The 16819-nt window shown below is 41.1% G+C and carries 15 protein-coding genes and 1 pseudogene; 5 read left to right on the forward strand and 11 right to left on the reverse strand.

Annotated elements, in window-relative coordinates:
* Nucleotides 1–562: 562 nt before the first annotated feature.
* The 10 genes and pseudogenes from JCM14108_RS12145 to JCM14108_RS12190 form a co-directional block, all read right to left on the reverse strand.
* Nucleotides 563–904, reverse strand: coding sequence for a hypothetical protein (locus JCM14108_RS12145; protein WP_035181136.1), 342 nt, complete (start codon nucleotides 902–904; stop codon nucleotides 563–565).
* 244 nt (nucleotides 905–1148) lie between these two features.
* Nucleotides 1149–1571, reverse strand: coding sequence for a hypothetical protein (locus JCM14108_RS12150; RefSeq protein ID WP_035181137.1), 423 nt, complete (start codon nucleotides 1569–1571; stop codon nucleotides 1149–1151).
* 160 nt (nucleotides 1572–1731) lie between these two features.
* A complete protein-coding gene (locus JCM14108_RS12155) occupies nucleotides 1732–1983 on the reverse strand; it encodes a HigA family addiction module antitoxin (RefSeq protein ID WP_051996169.1) in 252 nt (83 codons plus the stop codon).
* A 276-nt stretch (nucleotides 1984–2259) separates the two neighbouring features.
* A complete protein-coding gene (locus tag JCM14108_RS12160) occupies nucleotides 2260–2673 on the reverse strand; it encodes a DUF4411 family protein (RefSeq protein ID WP_237745826.1) in 414 nt (137 codons plus the stop codon).
* Between the two features lie 131 nt (nucleotides 2674–2804).
* Complete coding sequence (locus JCM14108_RS12165) at nucleotides 2805–3992, reverse strand: ImmA/IrrE family metallo-endopeptidase (RefSeq protein WP_035181140.1); 1188 nt, start codon at nucleotides 3990–3992, stop codon at nucleotides 2805–2807.
* 187 nt (nucleotides 3993–4179) lie between these two features.
* Nucleotides 4180–4536, reverse strand: coding sequence for a type II toxin-antitoxin system PemK/MazF family toxin (locus JCM14108_RS12170; RefSeq protein WP_035181143.1), 357 nt, complete (start codon nucleotides 4534–4536; stop codon nucleotides 4180–4182).
* A complete protein-coding gene (locus tag JCM14108_RS12175) occupies nucleotides 4533–4805 on the reverse strand; it encodes a hypothetical protein (protein ID WP_035181146.1) in 273 nt (90 codons plus the stop codon). Before JCM14108_RS12175 ends, JCM14108_RS12170 begins: the two co-directional genes overlap by 4 nt.
* A gap of 172 nt (nucleotides 4806–4977) precedes the next feature.
* The gene (locus JCM14108_RS16150; RefSeq protein WP_338034186.1) at nucleotides 4978–6474 is read right to left on the reverse strand and encodes a DUF5776 domain-containing protein; all 1497 of its coding nucleotides are present in this window, start codon (nucleotides 6472–6474) and stop codon (nucleotides 4978–4980) included.
* Nucleotides 6475–6914: 440 nt separating this feature from the next.
* Nucleotides 6915–8760 (reverse strand): annotated as a pseudogene (locus tag JCM14108_RS12185) (FAD-dependent oxidoreductase).
* A gap of 177 nt (nucleotides 8761–8937) precedes the next feature.
* A complete protein-coding gene (locus JCM14108_RS12190; RefSeq protein ID WP_035181148.1) occupies nucleotides 8938–10575 on the reverse strand; it encodes an amino acid permease in 1638 nt (545 codons plus the stop codon).
* Nucleotides 10576–10747: 172 nt separating this feature from the next.
* On the opposite strand from JCM14108_RS12190, the gene JCM14108_RS12195 reads away from it, so the two are divergent.
* The 3 genes from JCM14108_RS12195 to eutC are packed head-to-tail and all read left to right on the forward strand — an operon-like array spanning nucleotide 10748 to nucleotide 14404.
* The gene (locus JCM14108_RS12195) at nucleotides 10748–12169 is read left to right on the forward strand and encodes an ethanolamine ammonia-lyase reactivating factor EutA (RefSeq protein ID WP_035181150.1); all 1422 of its coding nucleotides are present in this window, start codon (nucleotides 10748–10750) and stop codon (nucleotides 12167–12169) included.
* Nucleotides 12170–12184: 15 nt separating this feature from the next.
* Nucleotides 12185–13561, forward strand: coding sequence for an ethanolamine ammonia-lyase subunit EutB (locus JCM14108_RS12200; RefSeq protein WP_035181151.1), 1377 nt, complete (start codon nucleotides 12185–12187; stop codon nucleotides 13559–13561).
* On the forward strand, nucleotides 13562–14404 hold the full coding sequence (eutC, locus tag JCM14108_RS12205; protein WP_035181153.1) for an ethanolamine ammonia-lyase subunit EutC: 843 nt from the start codon (nucleotides 13562–13564) through the stop codon (nucleotides 14402–14404). It abuts the gene before it with no gap.
* 23 nt (nucleotides 14405–14427) lie between these two features.
* On the opposite strand, the gene JCM14108_RS12210 is transcribed toward eutC, so the two are convergent.
* Nucleotides 14428–14631 carry a hypothetical protein gene (locus JCM14108_RS12210; RefSeq protein WP_035181155.1) on the reverse strand — a complete coding sequence of 68 codons (204 nt, stop codon included), beginning with the start codon at nucleotides 14629–14631 and terminating at the stop codon, nucleotides 14428–14430.
* Between the two features lie 600 nt (nucleotides 14632–15231).
* Between JCM14108_RS12210 and JCM14108_RS12215 the strand changes: the two genes are divergently transcribed.
* Nucleotides 15232–15489 carry a type II toxin-antitoxin system PrlF family antitoxin gene (locus JCM14108_RS12215; RefSeq protein WP_035181157.1) on the forward strand — a complete coding sequence of 86 codons (258 nt, stop codon included), beginning with the start codon at nucleotides 15232–15234 and terminating at the stop codon, nucleotides 15487–15489.
* A gap of 363 nt (nucleotides 15490–15852) precedes the next feature.
* Nucleotides 15853–16614 (forward strand): competence protein ComK, encoded by a 762-nt coding sequence (locus JCM14108_RS12220; protein ID WP_035181159.1) that lies wholly within the window; start codon nucleotides 15853–15855, stop codon nucleotides 16612–16614.
* Nucleotides 16615–16819: the final 205 nt, after the last annotated feature.

Here is a 16819-nt window from a genome sequence, read left to right on the forward strand (position 1 = left end):
ACCAATCATTGACGAATTGCGCTTTCGAATCAAAAACGTTACGAGTGTTGCCAATAATACCGTTTCAATTATTGCAAGAATCGGAAGTACCCACTGCATTCATTCACATCCCCTTTAAAGCTGATTATTTTGGAATGGATAATGGATAGGCGAATTGGTTACCGTTCACCAAATTGCTCGTATCTTGGATTATCCAATGAAATGATTTCACCTTACGCTTTAAATTATAGCAACAATTTGGCTATATTGTCATTACTGTGCCGGGCAGCGTTAGGATATGTATTACCAACAGGAATGAGCACGCAGGAGTTAAAAATGATAATCGCTACCGACAAATCCATCAGGCATTCAAAACCTGTGCCTTCATCACTAGGGTCAAACGTTTTTTGTTCAAAGAGCCGACGGGCAATGATTACCGACTTTTTTCACAAAACAAAACAGTATCCAGCCAATCACTAAAACAACTGACTGAATACTGCTCTGTCACTTCCAATTTCAATTTTTATAGAGCAACGTCCAAAGCTAAAAGGCATCATTTGCACAGAATCTTTTCAATATGCTATTACCTGGTCAAATTAAAGCCATGTCCTTTAAGCTTATGGCTATCCACGTAAGTAAAGGTCTCTTTATAATGGTAACCCTGAACTTTGTACTTCACTGTGTATTTTTTGTGACCCAAGTACTTGTACATGGCTTTGGACGTGCCGCCACCCTTGCCATACACTGTAATCTTGTTGGCCGTAAACTTATATAAAGGATAACCATCTGATTTCCACGTACCAATAAACAGCTTGGGTGACCCTTTATGCCAAGCCGCAGCGCTTACCTGTTGAGCGCCTGAAACAAAGCCTGCCCCCAACATTGCGGTTGCTGCCACCCCAACAGCCAATTCTTTTAACCTCATAATATCTCCTCCAAGTAATTTCAGATTACTGTTTTAGTATACTGCAGGAGGTTATAAGTGAATGAATATTTTTTAAAAAAATGTTTTGGCTGAATAATCGTGTTAGGGAAACAGTTTGAGCTTTTAAAAAAGCTCTCAAACAAAAGTCCTTACCAACGAACTGATGAGACCTCTTAATATGATCTTTAATTCACAATAGCTTTAATAACTGCCGGTTAAAGGACAATAGATCGCCGTTCACTGTTTACCTATTTTTTAGTGCATCAGGTTTCAGAACCCAGATTACTGCTAAAATAACGGGCCCCAGCAGAGACATCAAAATCCCTATAACCAATTTGCTTATAGAAACCATAATATCATTCGTGATCTGGTAGTCCAAAATCAGAAGATCATAATTTCCATGATTTAGAACACCCCATTTAGGCTTGTTGTGATTGATCTTTTCCCTACTTCTTTGCGTCAATCCTCTCTGGACAATGCTAATTTCCGAAGAGCCACTTTGCAGTCTCACCAACCAGAATTGCGTGAGAAAAGACAAAAGCAACCAACCGTTAAATAAATTAAGATGGGGCGTAAAGTTGTTATGTGCATCAATACTGGTAAACACAAAAATGCCAATAATGATTACAACTTGACCCAGTAGACGTACAAAATATTTGAATTTCAAAACGATATCATCCATTTCATACTATTGTATAAAGGTGACGGTTAACGGCAAATAATGAATATTAAAGAGTATGACATTAGAGATTTACTTATTTCATCATCATTTTTTAACAACTATCTTACAACCAACCAGCTATTTGTCAATGGGGTGTTTGATGATTTTAGCTATTTTCGGCTTTTCGAGAGCTAATGTCATTTTGTAAATTCAAAAAATACCGATCAGAGACACCAAAAGCTCGGCTTAATCGAACTGATGTATCTGCGGTTATTTTACAGCGATTGTTTAAAAGGCCTTGAACGCTTGATATAGGCAGATCAAGCTGCTTTGCAAGTACCCCCTCAGAAAGATGCAACGGCTTCATAAACTCTTCTTTTAAAATCTCACCAATAGTTGGTGTTGGAATTTTGTTCACGACGGTTCCCTCCTCGTATTCTCAGTGGTAATCAGCGATTCTTACATGCACGAAAAAGACAAGTCGGCCTCATGTCCCCAATACCGTTGCTTATTGAAATATGATTTAGATTTCGTAAAAAGCTCTTCGCTTGGCATGTTCCAGATATAAAAAATGTATGATCTTTGACCTTTGTTTTCCAGACACCATGGTCCGCTTTTGGCATGCCACTATGCAACGTAGTAGCTTCTGTTTGCTGTAAAGTTAAAAACATACCATCTTTTGAGCCAATGTCGCTTATACTGAAAGTTGGTACCTATCTTCAATTTGAAACAATGAAATACAATTAACTCCCATAGCATCTGCTACATCAGGGATTTTCGGTTCCTTTTTCATCGGATTTTTTCTACTAAGTTGGCCAGCTGATTGTTCAAACGTAATAATTTGCCAACCGTAAGCGGCTGCCATAGCAATTAACTTAGGATCAGCCTTCCAGTCTTGACTCCAGTTTGCAATTGCAGGAGTCTGATAATATCCACAATTTTGTAGATAATTCATAATTTTAGCGTATTGTTCTAAATATCGTGCATCATTTTCATAGCCTTTAAATACAACAGGTTGGATTCGATCCGCTACCCATTTTGAAAGTTGATCTTTCGATCCGAATAATTCTTTGTAAACACTTCGGGAACAACAATTTCTTTGGAAGATCCCGTTAAACGCTCTTCAATCCAACCCCAATAACTAGGGAAATGCGACATTGAATAGTATCGTTTGAAGGTTCAATAAAAGAATTGCTATCAATTACAAACTTTGCGTTTAATTTTGAACCAACCAATTTTTCACCCTTTTTCCTTAATTTTATTTAGTAATTTTTCAAAAGCTGAACTATTTTTGACACCCAATAATTCAAATGCTGTATTGTATCCTATCGTTCCGCTATTAACACTCCGCTCAACTTCTCGGGCAAAAGCAGAATCAGTTTGAGCTGCTTTAGTATTGTAATAGTTACCATGACTTTTCTTATCTTTTCGATACTCCTTATTACGCTGATATTCCTGGTTAAGCTTATACTTTAATTGTTCTACGACTTCTTGATTAATTAAATGAAGATGAAAGGCACGAATACCAGCGGATAAAGGGCTAGCGTTAAAATGTTTAGCAATTGCCATAATTTGGTCGGTTTTGGTTCCTTCAGTCTGACGATGCCACTCATCATTGAACAATAATTTTGGAAATATGATTTCCTCACTAATACGATTAATTTCTCTTTCTGTCTTAGTATGCAAAAATTGATAACGATTTTGAAAATCATCATTGTAAAGCTCAGATGTTCCAAACCAAATGTGTACAAGTTCATGAACAAGGGAAAAGAGCATTGCATTATAACTATCATTAGAGTTGATGAAAATTAAAGGTGCAAACTGATCATCAATTGCAAATGCACGAAATTCAGACTGTGATAACGGACGACGTGTATTACTATCAACAATGCCACTATACATAACAATAACGCCAACTTGATTAAGTTTTTTTCGTAAAAGTTTAAACCCGTCCCGATTCTTCAAACCAACATTCCATCCCACCTTCAAATCCAAACTAGCCATTATATTAACGGCAAATTGCTCAGCATTCATATTACTAGGATTCATAACCCGCTTAGCTCCATGCGAAAATGGGCTGGCTGGATAATCATTTCGGCTTCGGTCTTCACTAATCCAACTCTGTTTCAACTCCATAGCATGAATTGTATCAACTAAGTTTCGCGACGGCCTATCTATATCAACATTATTAATTGTTCTAAATTTTAATAATGGTAAATCTTCTTTCGGAGCATTATCTAAGAAAAAATAGCCAAATGGGACTTGTGCCTTTTTACTTAGATCTTTAAGCTGATTAAGAGTAGGTTTACTTTCATTTTTTAACCATTTGTTGATTTTCTCAGTCCAGACGTCGTTTAAATTGCCACCAGTTGTTTCTTGCACCCAGTGAAGGACTGCCGGTTTAACATCAATTCGCGTAATTGCCATAAAATCGCCTCCTTACATGCATATTATATTGCTTTATTTTAACATGATTTCATCGTATTGAAGTCAACCACTTTAAGTCTCTAACCTTCAAAAATTCAGGTTCGAGAACAAATATATTATCATATTTTGCTCTACTTTTTTAAATTTTCGAGACAATAGATTTTTTTACTGCTGAATGATTAAGGGATCAAAAAATGCTCTTCGCACGTTCAATCAGTTGATTCAAAAAAGCCGTACTAATCTTTCCAACTATTTCAGCATGCCGAGCAAGATAATCATAGTTGGGAATCTGAAAAGTAATGACCGACCCATGAACACCACTGGCCTGATCGGCGATTGGCAGATAAATCCGTCGATCTTGACTCGCTCTGGAAGTAATTGGCATGCAAACAATCATCCCGACCTGTTGGTTATAAGCATCATTTGAAAGAACTACCACAGGCCGACGAATATTCCCCTTCTGAGGATCATGCCCACCTTCTTCACGTCCAGCATGAGGTTCCGCATCAATAAAAATCAAATCGCCTTGCTTAGGAAAGTTCAATCGAATTTCTCCTTTCCCACAGGCTTTTCTAATCCATAGTTACCGTTTTTAGATAACTCAGCCCGAAAATCAATATCCGCATAATCACCGTCTAACCAAGGATTATTATGAACTGCCCGGTATTCTAAATTTCCATTATCAGTGAGTACTAGGACATATTTTTTTCCTTCTGGAATACCTGCACTAGCCGGAACTGTGAGTGAGAGTGAATTACCTGAACGGCGAGTAGTGAACTCACCTAAAACTCGTTCTTTATTTTCAACTGTCAATTTAACCAGCTCCTTTCGTACTTACTAGTATATACAAGCTGTTGTGTACCTACAAGTATTTATTTCTAGACCCTTAATTTTAAATTTAATACTTACATGTAACCTTAGTCTAAATAAAAGATCTCACCACAAATTGTGAAGTGAGATCTTTGCTTTTTAGCCGACAGTAATTCTAATAACTGCCTGCAATAATTAATTTCTTGTTAGCGGTAATATACTTACCATTCGTTAATTGATAACGTGTCGTCAAATTATGCTTAACCAATTTCTTAACGGTCAACCGAACGCCCTTTTTATAATGTTTGGCTTTACCAGTCAAATTAGCTGATTTATAAGCATTAGCACCCTTTTTAGCAACTACAGTAATTTTCTTGGATTTAGGAACACTGGCATAGTAAACTGGGACAACGTACTTTTGACTGGCAGTAATGTAACCAGTCTTACCAGCTGTTTTACGACCGTGATTAACGTCACGAACCTTATATCTCAAAATTCCATTGCTGGTACGCTTGTAGCCAGTGACTACAAACATTGGTCGGTTGGTCCGTTTTTGCTTAGAATACCAAGTAATTCGGTTAGTCTTCGTGAAGTTGGTACTCTTGTATAAGCCAATCTTTTTAGTGGCGTATACAGCTTCACCTTTTACAGCAACATTAGGTTGTGCAGAAGTGGAGACGCTTGGCGTAGTAGTTGGAGTTGACGTTGAGCTACTCGAAGTGGTCGTTGTTGAGGAAGATGATGAACTGGAAGGCACAATTGTTGCTGGCGTAGTAGTTGCTGCCGGAGTTGTAGTGGCAGCACCAGTACCACTACCGGTAGACCCACTATTACTTGTAACTGTTAAAGTAAACGTCGTATCGTCATAACCATCTGCTTTCAGAGTCACGCTATAAGTTCCCGCATTTTTCGAAGCAAAGTCCTGTGTGACTGCCTGCCCTTTGCTGTCAGTTATTTTGTAAATTGTTGCATTCGCAGGATCTGCCTTAAATAGCGAGGCAGTAATAGCTGTATTGACAGGTACAGTTACGTTAGATCCTTTAATATCGTTTGAAAAAGTACCAACATCAAGGTAACCGCCAGAGGTAGGCGTGCCAGCGTAGTTAATAACATACAGAGGATACATAGCGCCATCCTTTACTGTTTCAGTATTTGCAATAAATACCGGAATCTTAAGAGTAAATTCTTGGCGAGCTTTAAGTGTGCCCCAAATTCCAATAGCCTTAACTTGTTGCTGATCAGCAATCGAACCATCAGTGGGTTTAAAGCTATAATCACCATCAGGTCCCTTACTAAAAGCTAGGCCATCAGTCCCATAGCTTTTATCACCATCCCAGACATTAGAATCAGTTGGCAATCCAAGCCCTTTTGGTGTTAATACATACTCCTTATTACTTGCACTCTTCCCAATTTCAAAGACTGGGCTACCTGCCTCAGCCGACTTAGTACCTGCAAAAATAAAAGCTTCAGTTATACTAACATCCTTATCACTGAGATTTTTTACCGGAACATTTATCGTTAAGCCCTTAGCTCCTTTTGAAATATAAGCCTTAGCAACTCTAGCTTCACCGGCAGTACCCGTACCTTTTCCAGTACCAGCATAGAAACTACTTTCACCATCAGCGGAAAGGAATAATGTGTGTTGAATAGTATTATTTGTGACTAGCTGCACCTTAGTACCATCCACATTCTTAATGGAAGTTCTGTCTGCCTTTGCAGCAACCACTCCAAAGCCCAAATGCTGCGCAAAGGGAAGCGTATTAGCGCTTACCCCCCCACAAATCCTAGCGATGCTACCAAACCAATAAGCAATGCTTCTGACTTTTTCATAAAACTACCCCCAAATATATTGTTTACGTCATTAATAACTCTTACCAGGCGATGGATCAATTAATACGCCTTGATTATAGCTTTTCTAAAAGTTACCGTCAATATATTAATTATGGTATATCGACATCCATTAACTTACCAATTATAGTTTGGCTAAAATTGAATTTTAAAAGTAATTGTTTACATCTACTCAAAAAAGAAAACAATTTTTCTGCACATGCAAAAGCAACACCTATCATAAATACCATGACAAGCCATTTATAATAGATGCTGTTTTATTTTTTAAACGCTCTTCTCCGCTTTTCGAATCGCATTCCTAACTGCACTCTTCAAAGCCCGACTTGAGGAAGAAGCCCCGGAAACGACATCAACGTCGTAAGTGTTCTTAGTCACCATTTCTTTCGGCAATTCTGCCATTGCCTTTTGGCCAACATCTTCACTCTCGGATTCCGCTAAAACTTCTACATTCTGAAGCTGATGATCACGATACGTTACTCGAACAATTACTCGGCCACCAATCCCGGCATCACTGACACCCAAGTATTGATCCTTGCCCACTGAATAATTACTTGGGACCTGGTCATCTGCCAAATCATTGCCGCCAAGATCAACTTCATCGCCTTGAAGCCTTGGTTCAACATCATCTGTATCATCTTTAATCTTTGCCGCATTCTCGCCGGCAATCTTACCAAAGATTAAGCATTCAGCCAAATTACCACCACCGTTATACTGATTGGCATTAATGCCGCCAAATTCACCAGCACTATATAAATGCGGAATCGGTTGATTAAACGCATCCAATACTTGGGCCTGCTCGTTTCGTTTGGCACCACCCTGCGTATTCAGCATGGCAGTTGCCAACGGAGTTGCGTAATAAGGACCGCCATCAAAAGCCCGCATCGTATCACCGTCACGATTCAGCGCTAAATCTTCGCCGTTTTCCGCAAAGACGTTAAATTGCGCAACGGTCTGAGCCAACGTTTGGGGATTGGCATGAATCTTTTTGGCCAACTCTTCAAGCGTATTGGCTTTAACGGTGATTTTGAAAAAGTCGGCATATGGTAGCTTGCCACGAGATTTAATTTGGTGATACTGGGCTTGGTCAAAGATCAAGTGGGGATGTATATACGGTTGGATTTTTCCAACTACCGTGTTCAAACGCGTGGCCATGACGGCCATTTTCATCTTCACGAACATACCGACTGCCGTCATCGGCAGCCACAAAAATACTACCGTTCGAGAGATCCGGCCATGGGCTCAAAATAAACTTGCCTCTGGCTTCGGCAGGATTCTCAAACGTGAAGCCGGTGTTAAAGCCAAAGCCTTCATAAGACTTCATATGCCATAGCTTGGCACCGACTTCTTGGGCCATCTTCAACCCATCACCTTTATTGTATAGCGTACCGATCACTTTCAACTTGGGAACGCCAATAAAGTTTTGAATGTCATCGTTATTGTTTTCGAAGCCACCCACTGCCATCACAACACCATTATTGGCTTTGATATTAACCAAGTGACCATGCCGTTGAATCTGGACGCCCACAATTGCGCCGGTTGCCGGATCTTGAATCAAGTGCTTGGCTGGGGATGCTAACCAAACATCGATCTGATCCAGACGTTTGGTTACTTGATGCCGCAATGCTTTCCACAATGAAGCATCGAAATAACCATCGTGTACCGTTGTTAGATCAACCGTTTCGGAACCTTCAAATTCCGGATACTCCGGTGACAAACCATTAGCAAACTCCTCAAAATCCGGATCCCGGTGAACTTTATTATAGGATACCGGATTTTCAACTTCCAAATAACGTTTAAAATAGTCTGGAATTGATACCAACCCCCGAATATAAGTATCCAGTATTTTTTCGTCGATTTTGATTGAATCAAATAGTTGCTTGAAATACCGCTTCATTTTGTCAAAATCATAACCGGTTAAAACGACTTGGCCGGCATAGCGGGTATTGCCGCCTTCATGACCTTCGGGTGCCGCGTCCGTTAATAACACCCTAGCCCCATTATCCGCCGCAAATCTGGCAGTGGTCGCCCCGGCTGCACCAAAACCAATGACGATCACGTCATAGGCAGCGGCCCAGTGACGTTGCTGATTTGAATAAGTTGTTTGCTTCATCGATAAAACCTCTTTTTATAAATTAATCTCAAATATAATGATGCAATGCGCAATTGCAAAAAAATACGTAAAAAGGTAAGGAACCACGTCCCTAAAAGAACCTGTTTCCTTACCCTATATCATAAAAGTCACCATTAATCGATGTTTTACCAAGTCATTAATGATGGCTTTTTCATATTACTTATCCTTTCGCCCTTCCGCATCAGCCGATGGTCGCAGGGGTGTTCGCAAAGTATCCCGTTTAGCAGTCAACTGTTTATTCAACGCCGCGTAGGACCCCAACTTCGGTCCCTTAAACCGTCGTTTAGCATAAACCATAAAATCAATAACTAAAGCAATCAAAACGACAACAAAGATTTTCCCGGTTGCGTAATGCAACACCAGGTTGGAAGTCAATTGAACATCGGTCGGCGAAAAGATCATCAACAAAATTAAGAAGACAATCCAACCGCAGGCAACAGCACTGACTGCAATACTCCAGTTTCCCAAGCTCCAAGGACCGTCTTCTTTCTTAGTCCAAACATGCAGTATCCTGGCTCTTAATTTTAAAGCAATTGGAATCAAGTATGAACCATATAATCCAATCACGCTCATCGTCCCAATTGCGGCATAAACCCCATCGGAAGTCCCAAAGAGAAATGCCAACACCGCAATCAACCAAATCGCCGTTGCCGGTGTGTGAAAATGATGTGAGACTTTCTTCCAAGTTTTGGAAAATGGTAACCCACCATCCCGACTAAACGCATAAACCATTCGGGATGACGAGGTCAGTGACGAACAGCCACAGAACCACATGGCAATTGTGACCAGCCAAACCATTGCACTTCCAAGCCGTGAACCGGCAGCCTGTTCAATCGCAACAATAAACGCATTGTTGCCGGCATTGGCCACCGCGGTTGGGTCTTTAATCGAAACAGTTACCAGTGAGAGTAATAGAAAGCCAAAAATACCGGAAATGGCAACGGAGAGGTAAACGCCCCATGGTGCCTGGATTTTAGGATTTAGCGTTTCTTCACTGGTATGAGCTGACGCATCGTAACCGGTTAACGTCCACTGTGCCTGCAACAGGCCAATCATGAAAGCGCCCCAATATGGCAATGATTGCGAGGTAGTTGTAGAAAAAGTATGGAATAAATAGGTGCCGCTGTGCTGCGGTCCCAAAACCGCTAGAACGCCAATGATTAAAAAGACGCCAATGACATGATAAATTGCAGAAATTGAATTTAGCTTGGAGACAATGTTAATCCCAACATGATTTAAAATTGCGTGACTGCCAAGAATCACTGCGTATGTCAGCAAGAATACCGGTTTACTTGGATTGGTAAACAACAGACTGGCAGCGAAAGTCGCACACCCGTAATCGATGCCGGCCACAATTGTTACCTGCCCAATAACGTTTAACCAACCCGTAAACCAGCCCCAGGTCGGCCCACCTAAAATAGCAGCCCAGTGGTAGATCGCCCCCGAGGTTGGAATAGCAGACGTTAATTCAGCCATAGCTGCCGCAACCAACAAAACAAAGAATGTGACCAGTGGCCAACCAATTCCCATCATTGCCGGACCGCCATTACTGAAACCATAGCCGTAATACGAAACTGCCCCGGTTAAAATTGAAATAATTGAAAATGAAACGGCAAAATTGGAAAAACCACCCATATCCCGAACCAGTTCCTGTTTGTAGCCGAATGATTTTGAATTCTGTAATAAGCTCCCTGATCGTAATTTCCATTTTCTAACAGAATCAGTTGCTTTCACTAAAATAGCCAACATCATTATAACGGTGATAAAAATTATTGCGAATCCAAAAAGCATCATCCTCTGCTCATCCTCTCTAAAAGACAGTACCAATTTTTGACTTCATGTGTTATATTATATGACATAGATTAAAAATAACAAGCTTTTTTTAATTTAATGTGACTGAATTTTATAAAGTATGTTCAAAATATGTAAGCTTTCATAACATAATTTTAGAGAGGAGTCACCTAAATTGCCTGAAACCATTTCAACAGTCGGCATCGATATTGGAACAACCACGACTTCTCTAGTATTAGCCCGGTTGACAATTCAAAATACCGAAGCATTCTCCAGTCTGCCGCACGTTCAAATTATTGATAAAAAGGTCAACTATCGAAGTCCGATCATTTTTACACCACTCAAAAGCACAACTCAAATCGACCAGCATGCTTTACGGGCATTTGTGGCCAAGCAATATCAGCAGGCTGGTGTTGACAAAGCCACTTTGAAAATGGGGGCTATCATCATGACCGGTGAAACCGCCCGTAAAGATAACGCCAGGCAAACACTGCTTTCTTTAAGCGATTTTGCCGGCAACTTTGTCTGTGCCACGGCTGGTCCACGACTGGAAAGTTTCATTGCCGGGAAAGGTGCCAATCATGCTTTATTGACCAGGCACCCTGAACGGCCATTATTAAACCTGGATATTGGTGGTGGCACAACCAACATCGCCTACTTTGAACGGGGACGTTGTATTGATACAGCCTGCTTTGACATTGGTGGCCGGCTGATTCGCGTCGATTCGCAACATCGCATTACATACATTGCCCCAAAACTGCAAAAAATCATTTCCGACTATCAGCTGCCGATTCAACTCGGCCAACAAATTGACATTGCTGCATTAACACCACTCATTAATCAGATGGTCCAAGTACTTGAAGATGTTGTTGCTAATCGCCATTCATCGCATTATTATGACCTGCTTCAAACCGAGCCCATCAAACGCCGAATTAATCCAAATGCCTTGATTACCTTTTCCGGTGGCGTGGCCGACTGTTTGGTGTCAGCTTTACCCGCCAATCCTTTTCAATATGGTGATATTGGTATTCTATTAGGAGCAGCCATCAAAAACTCGGCTTTCTTCCAAGCCAGACAAATTAAACGACCGGCTGAAACAATTCGGGCAACGGTGATCGGTGCCGGCTCCCAATCTGTCACGGTCAGCGGCAGCACGATCAATTATTCAGCCAACGCCTTACCATTGAAAAATGTCCCAATTATCAGTTTGGAACGATCAATCAGTCACTTTTCAAAAGCAACCATTCGAACCGCCATTAAGGCCCAATTAAACTTTTATCAGCTAACAGAACTGACGGCCATCGGTATCGCTCTGCCAGCCGTTGGCACGGACTTTCAATCAATTACTAAAGAAGCGCAATTATTAGCAGCAGGCATCGTTGACATTCTTCACCTAAAAATCCCTTTGGTAGTTTTAATGCAAAAAAACGTCGCGCTTTTTTTCGGGAACTGCTTAAAAGAGCACCTGCCCGCGGATTATCCCTTAATCTGTTTGGACGCCGTCTCAATTCAAAGCGGCGATTATATTGATATCGGTCAGCCGGTCGCAAACGGCCAAGCGCTGCCTTTAATTATTAAAACATTGGCATTTAACTGAAATGGAGTGGTCAATATGATTTTAAAAGTAACCTTATCCGGTAAACATTATCAATTTAAGTCCGTTAAAGATGTCATGGCAAAAGCAAACGAAGAGAAATCCGGTGATACATTGGCTGGCATCGCGGCTGGTTCAATGCAAGAGCGGGTGGCGGCCAAAATCGTCCTTTCTCAGCTCACATTAAAGGATTTATACGATCATCCCGCCGTGGATTATGACCACGACGAAGTCACCCGGATGATTATTGATGATTTAAATCCGCTGGTCTTTGGCCAAATTAAGAATTGGACCGTTGAGCAGCTTCGAGAATGGCTGTTGGCAACAACCACAACCAATGAGATGATTCACTATCTTTCGCAGGGATTGACTGCCGAAATGATTGCCGGTGTCTGCAAGTTAATGACCAACCTTGATCTCATCACTGCCGCTAAAAAAATTACCAATGAAAAAACGGCCAATACAACGATTGGTCGTCCGGGAACATTTTCATCAAGATTGCAGCCCAACCACCCAGCCGATAATCTTCGTGGCATCATGGCCTCAACGATGGAAGGACTTAGTATGGGTATCGGTGACGCGGTCATTGGTCTAAATCCGGTTAACGACAACGTTTCAGGTGTGTCAACAATTCTAAAAGCCTTCGATGAATTTATCACCCGCTGGCAGGTACCGACGCAAACCTGCGTCTTGGCTCACGTCACCACCCAAATGCAGGCGATTGAAAAAGGTGCGCCGGCCGGCTTGATTTTTCAGTCGATCGCCGGTTCTGAAAAAGCCAACACTGCTTTTGGCATCAATCAACAATTAATTACCGACGCCAATACATTAGGACAGGAAAAATGCCGTAACAAGGGAACTAACGTCATGTATTTTGAAACCGGTCAGGGATCGGAATTGTCAGCCGATGCAAATTTCAATGCCGATCAGGTAACCATGGAGGCCAGGTGTTACGGTTTTGCCCGCCACTTTGACCCGTTTATCGTCAATACCGTGGTTGGCTTTATTGGACCGGAATACCTATACGATGCCAAGCAAGTCACCCGAGCCGGCTTGGAAGATCACTTTATGGGCAAACTCAGTGGTTTGGCAATGGGCTGTGACGTTTGCTACACCAATCATATGAACGCCGATCAAAATGACATCGAAAATCTGGCGGTCTTGTTGGCTACTGCTGGTTGTACCTATATTATGGGTGTCCCGCAAGCCGATGATGTTATGCTTAATTATCAATCAACCGGCTTTCAAGAAACGGCTACTATTAGAGAGCTGCTAAATCGGCGGCCGATTGCCGAATTTGAAACCTGGATGGAAAAAATGGGTCTTAGTAAAAACGGTCACTTAACGGACAAAGCTGGTGACGCTTCAATCTTTATGGAAAGGGAGTCGATTTAAATGACCATCATCAAAACCAAAATCAATTTATTAACGCCGCCACAGGTACAGCCCCTACCAATTAATGCCGAGGGTGAAATTGCCGATATTCGTTCGGTGAACTTAAAGCAGCAATTACTGCAAGACCATCCCGCCAATCCGGCTGCCTATCGATCCTTAAAAGCAGCGACACCAGCCAGACTGGGAATGGGCCGCGCCGGCCTGCGCTACAAGACCCGCTCAATTCTTCGATTACGGGCAGACCACGCTGCTGCCCAGGATTCGGTTTGGTCAGATGTTCCAACAGATTTTATCAAAGCAATGAACTTTTTGCCGCTTCAATCACAATGCCAGGATGAAACCGAATACCTAACCCGTCCGGATCACGGTCGCCGATTAGCAGACAATTCCATTAAAACGGTAGTTCAAAGCATTTCTAAGGTGCCCGTCTTATTAGCAGTCGGCGATGGCCTCAGTTCAGAAGCCATTACGGCTAATGTCGGTGATGTCATCCCCGCTATCAAGCAAGGACTCAAACTACACGATATCAGTATCGATACGATCCCGTTTATCCGCTTCTCACGGGTAGCTGTCGAAGATCATCTGGGTGACCTAACCAAAGTTGGCGTTGTTTGCTTGTTGATTGGCGAACGTCCGGGTCTGGCAACTGCTAAATCTATGAGCGCCTACATCGCTTATCGGCCAACAACCGGGATGCCCGAAGCTCGAAGAACGGTTATTTCCAACATTCACCCAGGTGGCATTCCAGCCGTAGAAGCCGGTGCTTATATTGCTCAGACGATTTGCCAGATGCTGAGGTTGAAGAAGTCGGGATTGGATTTGAAATTGGCGTTGAAAAATTAGAGAGTAGTTCACCTACCTATTTTTTAGAAATGGTGTTCGTTCAATAAAGTCTGTTCTCTATCGGCAATCAGTTGCTTCAGTTCATTCAAATCCGCTTGCGTAGCGAAATTGCGAATAAATCCTCGTGCTTGAGAGCGTCGTGAAATATAACGTATTCTTTCTTTGTGAGTCTGATCCCACTTCTTATTAGCTTGTTGCCGGGCTTTAGTATAAGGTTGCTTAGCCATATTTCATACTTCCTTTAAATTGTGGTTGCGGTTTTAGTATGCTATACTTACCTATGAAAAAGCGAGCATCGGAGCGCAATCCGATACCCGCAATCGTGAGTTTGGATACTTGGGAATGGGACTAGCCGATTGGTTAGTCTTTTTTAATTTCATGGTAGGCTTTTGCTAACAATAATACACCGTAGCATAAACCTATGAAATCAACTACCCAGGGGTCCGTCTCGACTTCTCCAAGTCTTTCCAATTCGGATACCCGCCACCTCCGTTGAGTTTGGATGTTTGAAAAGTGTGGCGAGTGTATCCTGATAACTCACTTGGTTAATCCCGCCGGAAGCTATCCATTGTTTTTAACCATGTTTTTGATTATACACCTGTAAAAGTACATATGTAAAAGATAAAAAATGCCGGCGTGGTTTAAAACATTCCAGCGTTTTGTTATCTAATAACACACACGAACATACTTAGTACTAGCGGTAGCTGTTCACCAAAATGTACTACAGCTGTTTGCTTGGGGCATCTTTCTCCCTAATTCCTTTACATCCGCCTTACAAAAAGCAACGATATATAATGTAAGTGAGGAAATTGTAGGAGGCCTTCTTTATGAATACTACTTCTGTTAAAGCAATCCTAACATCAAAAAAACAGGTAACAATTCCCAAAACCATTCGAGAAATTCTCAAAATTAATTCGCACGATACAATCGATTTTGAAGTATTACCAAATAACGAGGTCCGGATTAAAAGTGCTAACCCTTCCCTGTGGGAAACCATGCGTGAACAAGAAAAAGTGTATGGTAATGTCAGCACTGACGAAGTTGATTGGGGTAAAAATATTGAATCGGAGGACTTCGATAAATGACTGTCAAGCAAGGTGACATTGTGTATGTCGCCTCTTCTTTTGGCTTAAGCGCAAAATCAGCAATTTTAATTTGACCCAGTTTGCTTAATGGCCAATTCTTTTACACCTTAAACTGATATTTACATAAAGTGCTTTACAACGGTCTTAATTTCATCAAAATGAATACAAAATCGTATATATATGCGCAAATAAATCATACAGATTTGACACTATGTAAGACAACCGTTTTATATCCACGATTCGACCATTTCAAAAATATACAAAAAGCTATTTACTTTTTTAAAGCGATCTGGTATATTATTTTTTACTGATAAGAAGGATAAGATTTTATAATGAACTGCAATTTAGGAAATGGAGGAAACCATGCACTTACAAGCCCAACTTTCCCCAACCGGAAAGCGTGTCCACCAAGATACCCTCGATATTGCCAAGCTAAAATTAAACCACTTGGACAGCCGCCGCAAAAAATGTCAGATTAATTGGCGAGACGTTTACATGATAACGGAATTGAATAATAAAAATTATAAGACCGCCATTTTCTTTAAAACCGAAAAAATCACCGGATTTGAATTAACTACTAGAACGCTACTGCAAAAACTAACGGCGGAATTTGCTACCGATAATGATTACACAAGAGAAGAATTAGCTCACTTCATTGGTGAAAAGGAGTATATCCCCTGTCCTTTCGGCAAATTAGGCTTCATTGCCTTAAAAGCTTCCCATAAATCTAAAAATGTCACATGGATTTCGGCAGAGCATATTACACGAATTGAAGCGGCCGATAATGGCAAGGCAACTAATGTTTTTTTCAAAAACGTCGAATCACCGGTTAAAGTACCAACTACTAAATACTTCTTGGAAAAACGCATTAAAACCATCAAAAATATTCACCGGCTGCTCGATATCTTAAGAAGCGAAAATGACGATCGTTATCGGCAAATCAAACAAGGCTTCAAGACCTACGTCTTCATTGCCAGAGCCAAGAATTTTGCCGAAAAAAACGGCATCCCCATCACCGATGAAGAACTAATCACTGCTTGCAGGCAGGAACTTGGGTTTTATTATGAGCCTTCGTTGGGATATAAGACACTGCTTAAGGTAAGCGAGGAGTTCGATTTAGATTAAAATTTTAAAATCCAGCAAGTAATTTCTGTTAATTTTATTTGTAAAGTAAAGCATTCAGTCCGATCACTAAAATAGCGGACTGAGTACTTTACGATAAATCAAAGAAATATTAAATTAGAATTTCCGTTGCACTATCACGTTAACACTTATTAAAGGAAAATTCTCTTCAATTTGTTGTGTTTGGTCCAACATTTCGGGGTCGCCA

This window comes from Lentilactobacillus farraginis DSM 18382 = JCM 14108 (assembly GCF_000583655.1).
Classification (GTDB): domain Bacteria; phylum Bacillota; class Bacilli; order Lactobacillales; family Lactobacillaceae; genus Lentilactobacillus; species Lentilactobacillus farraginis.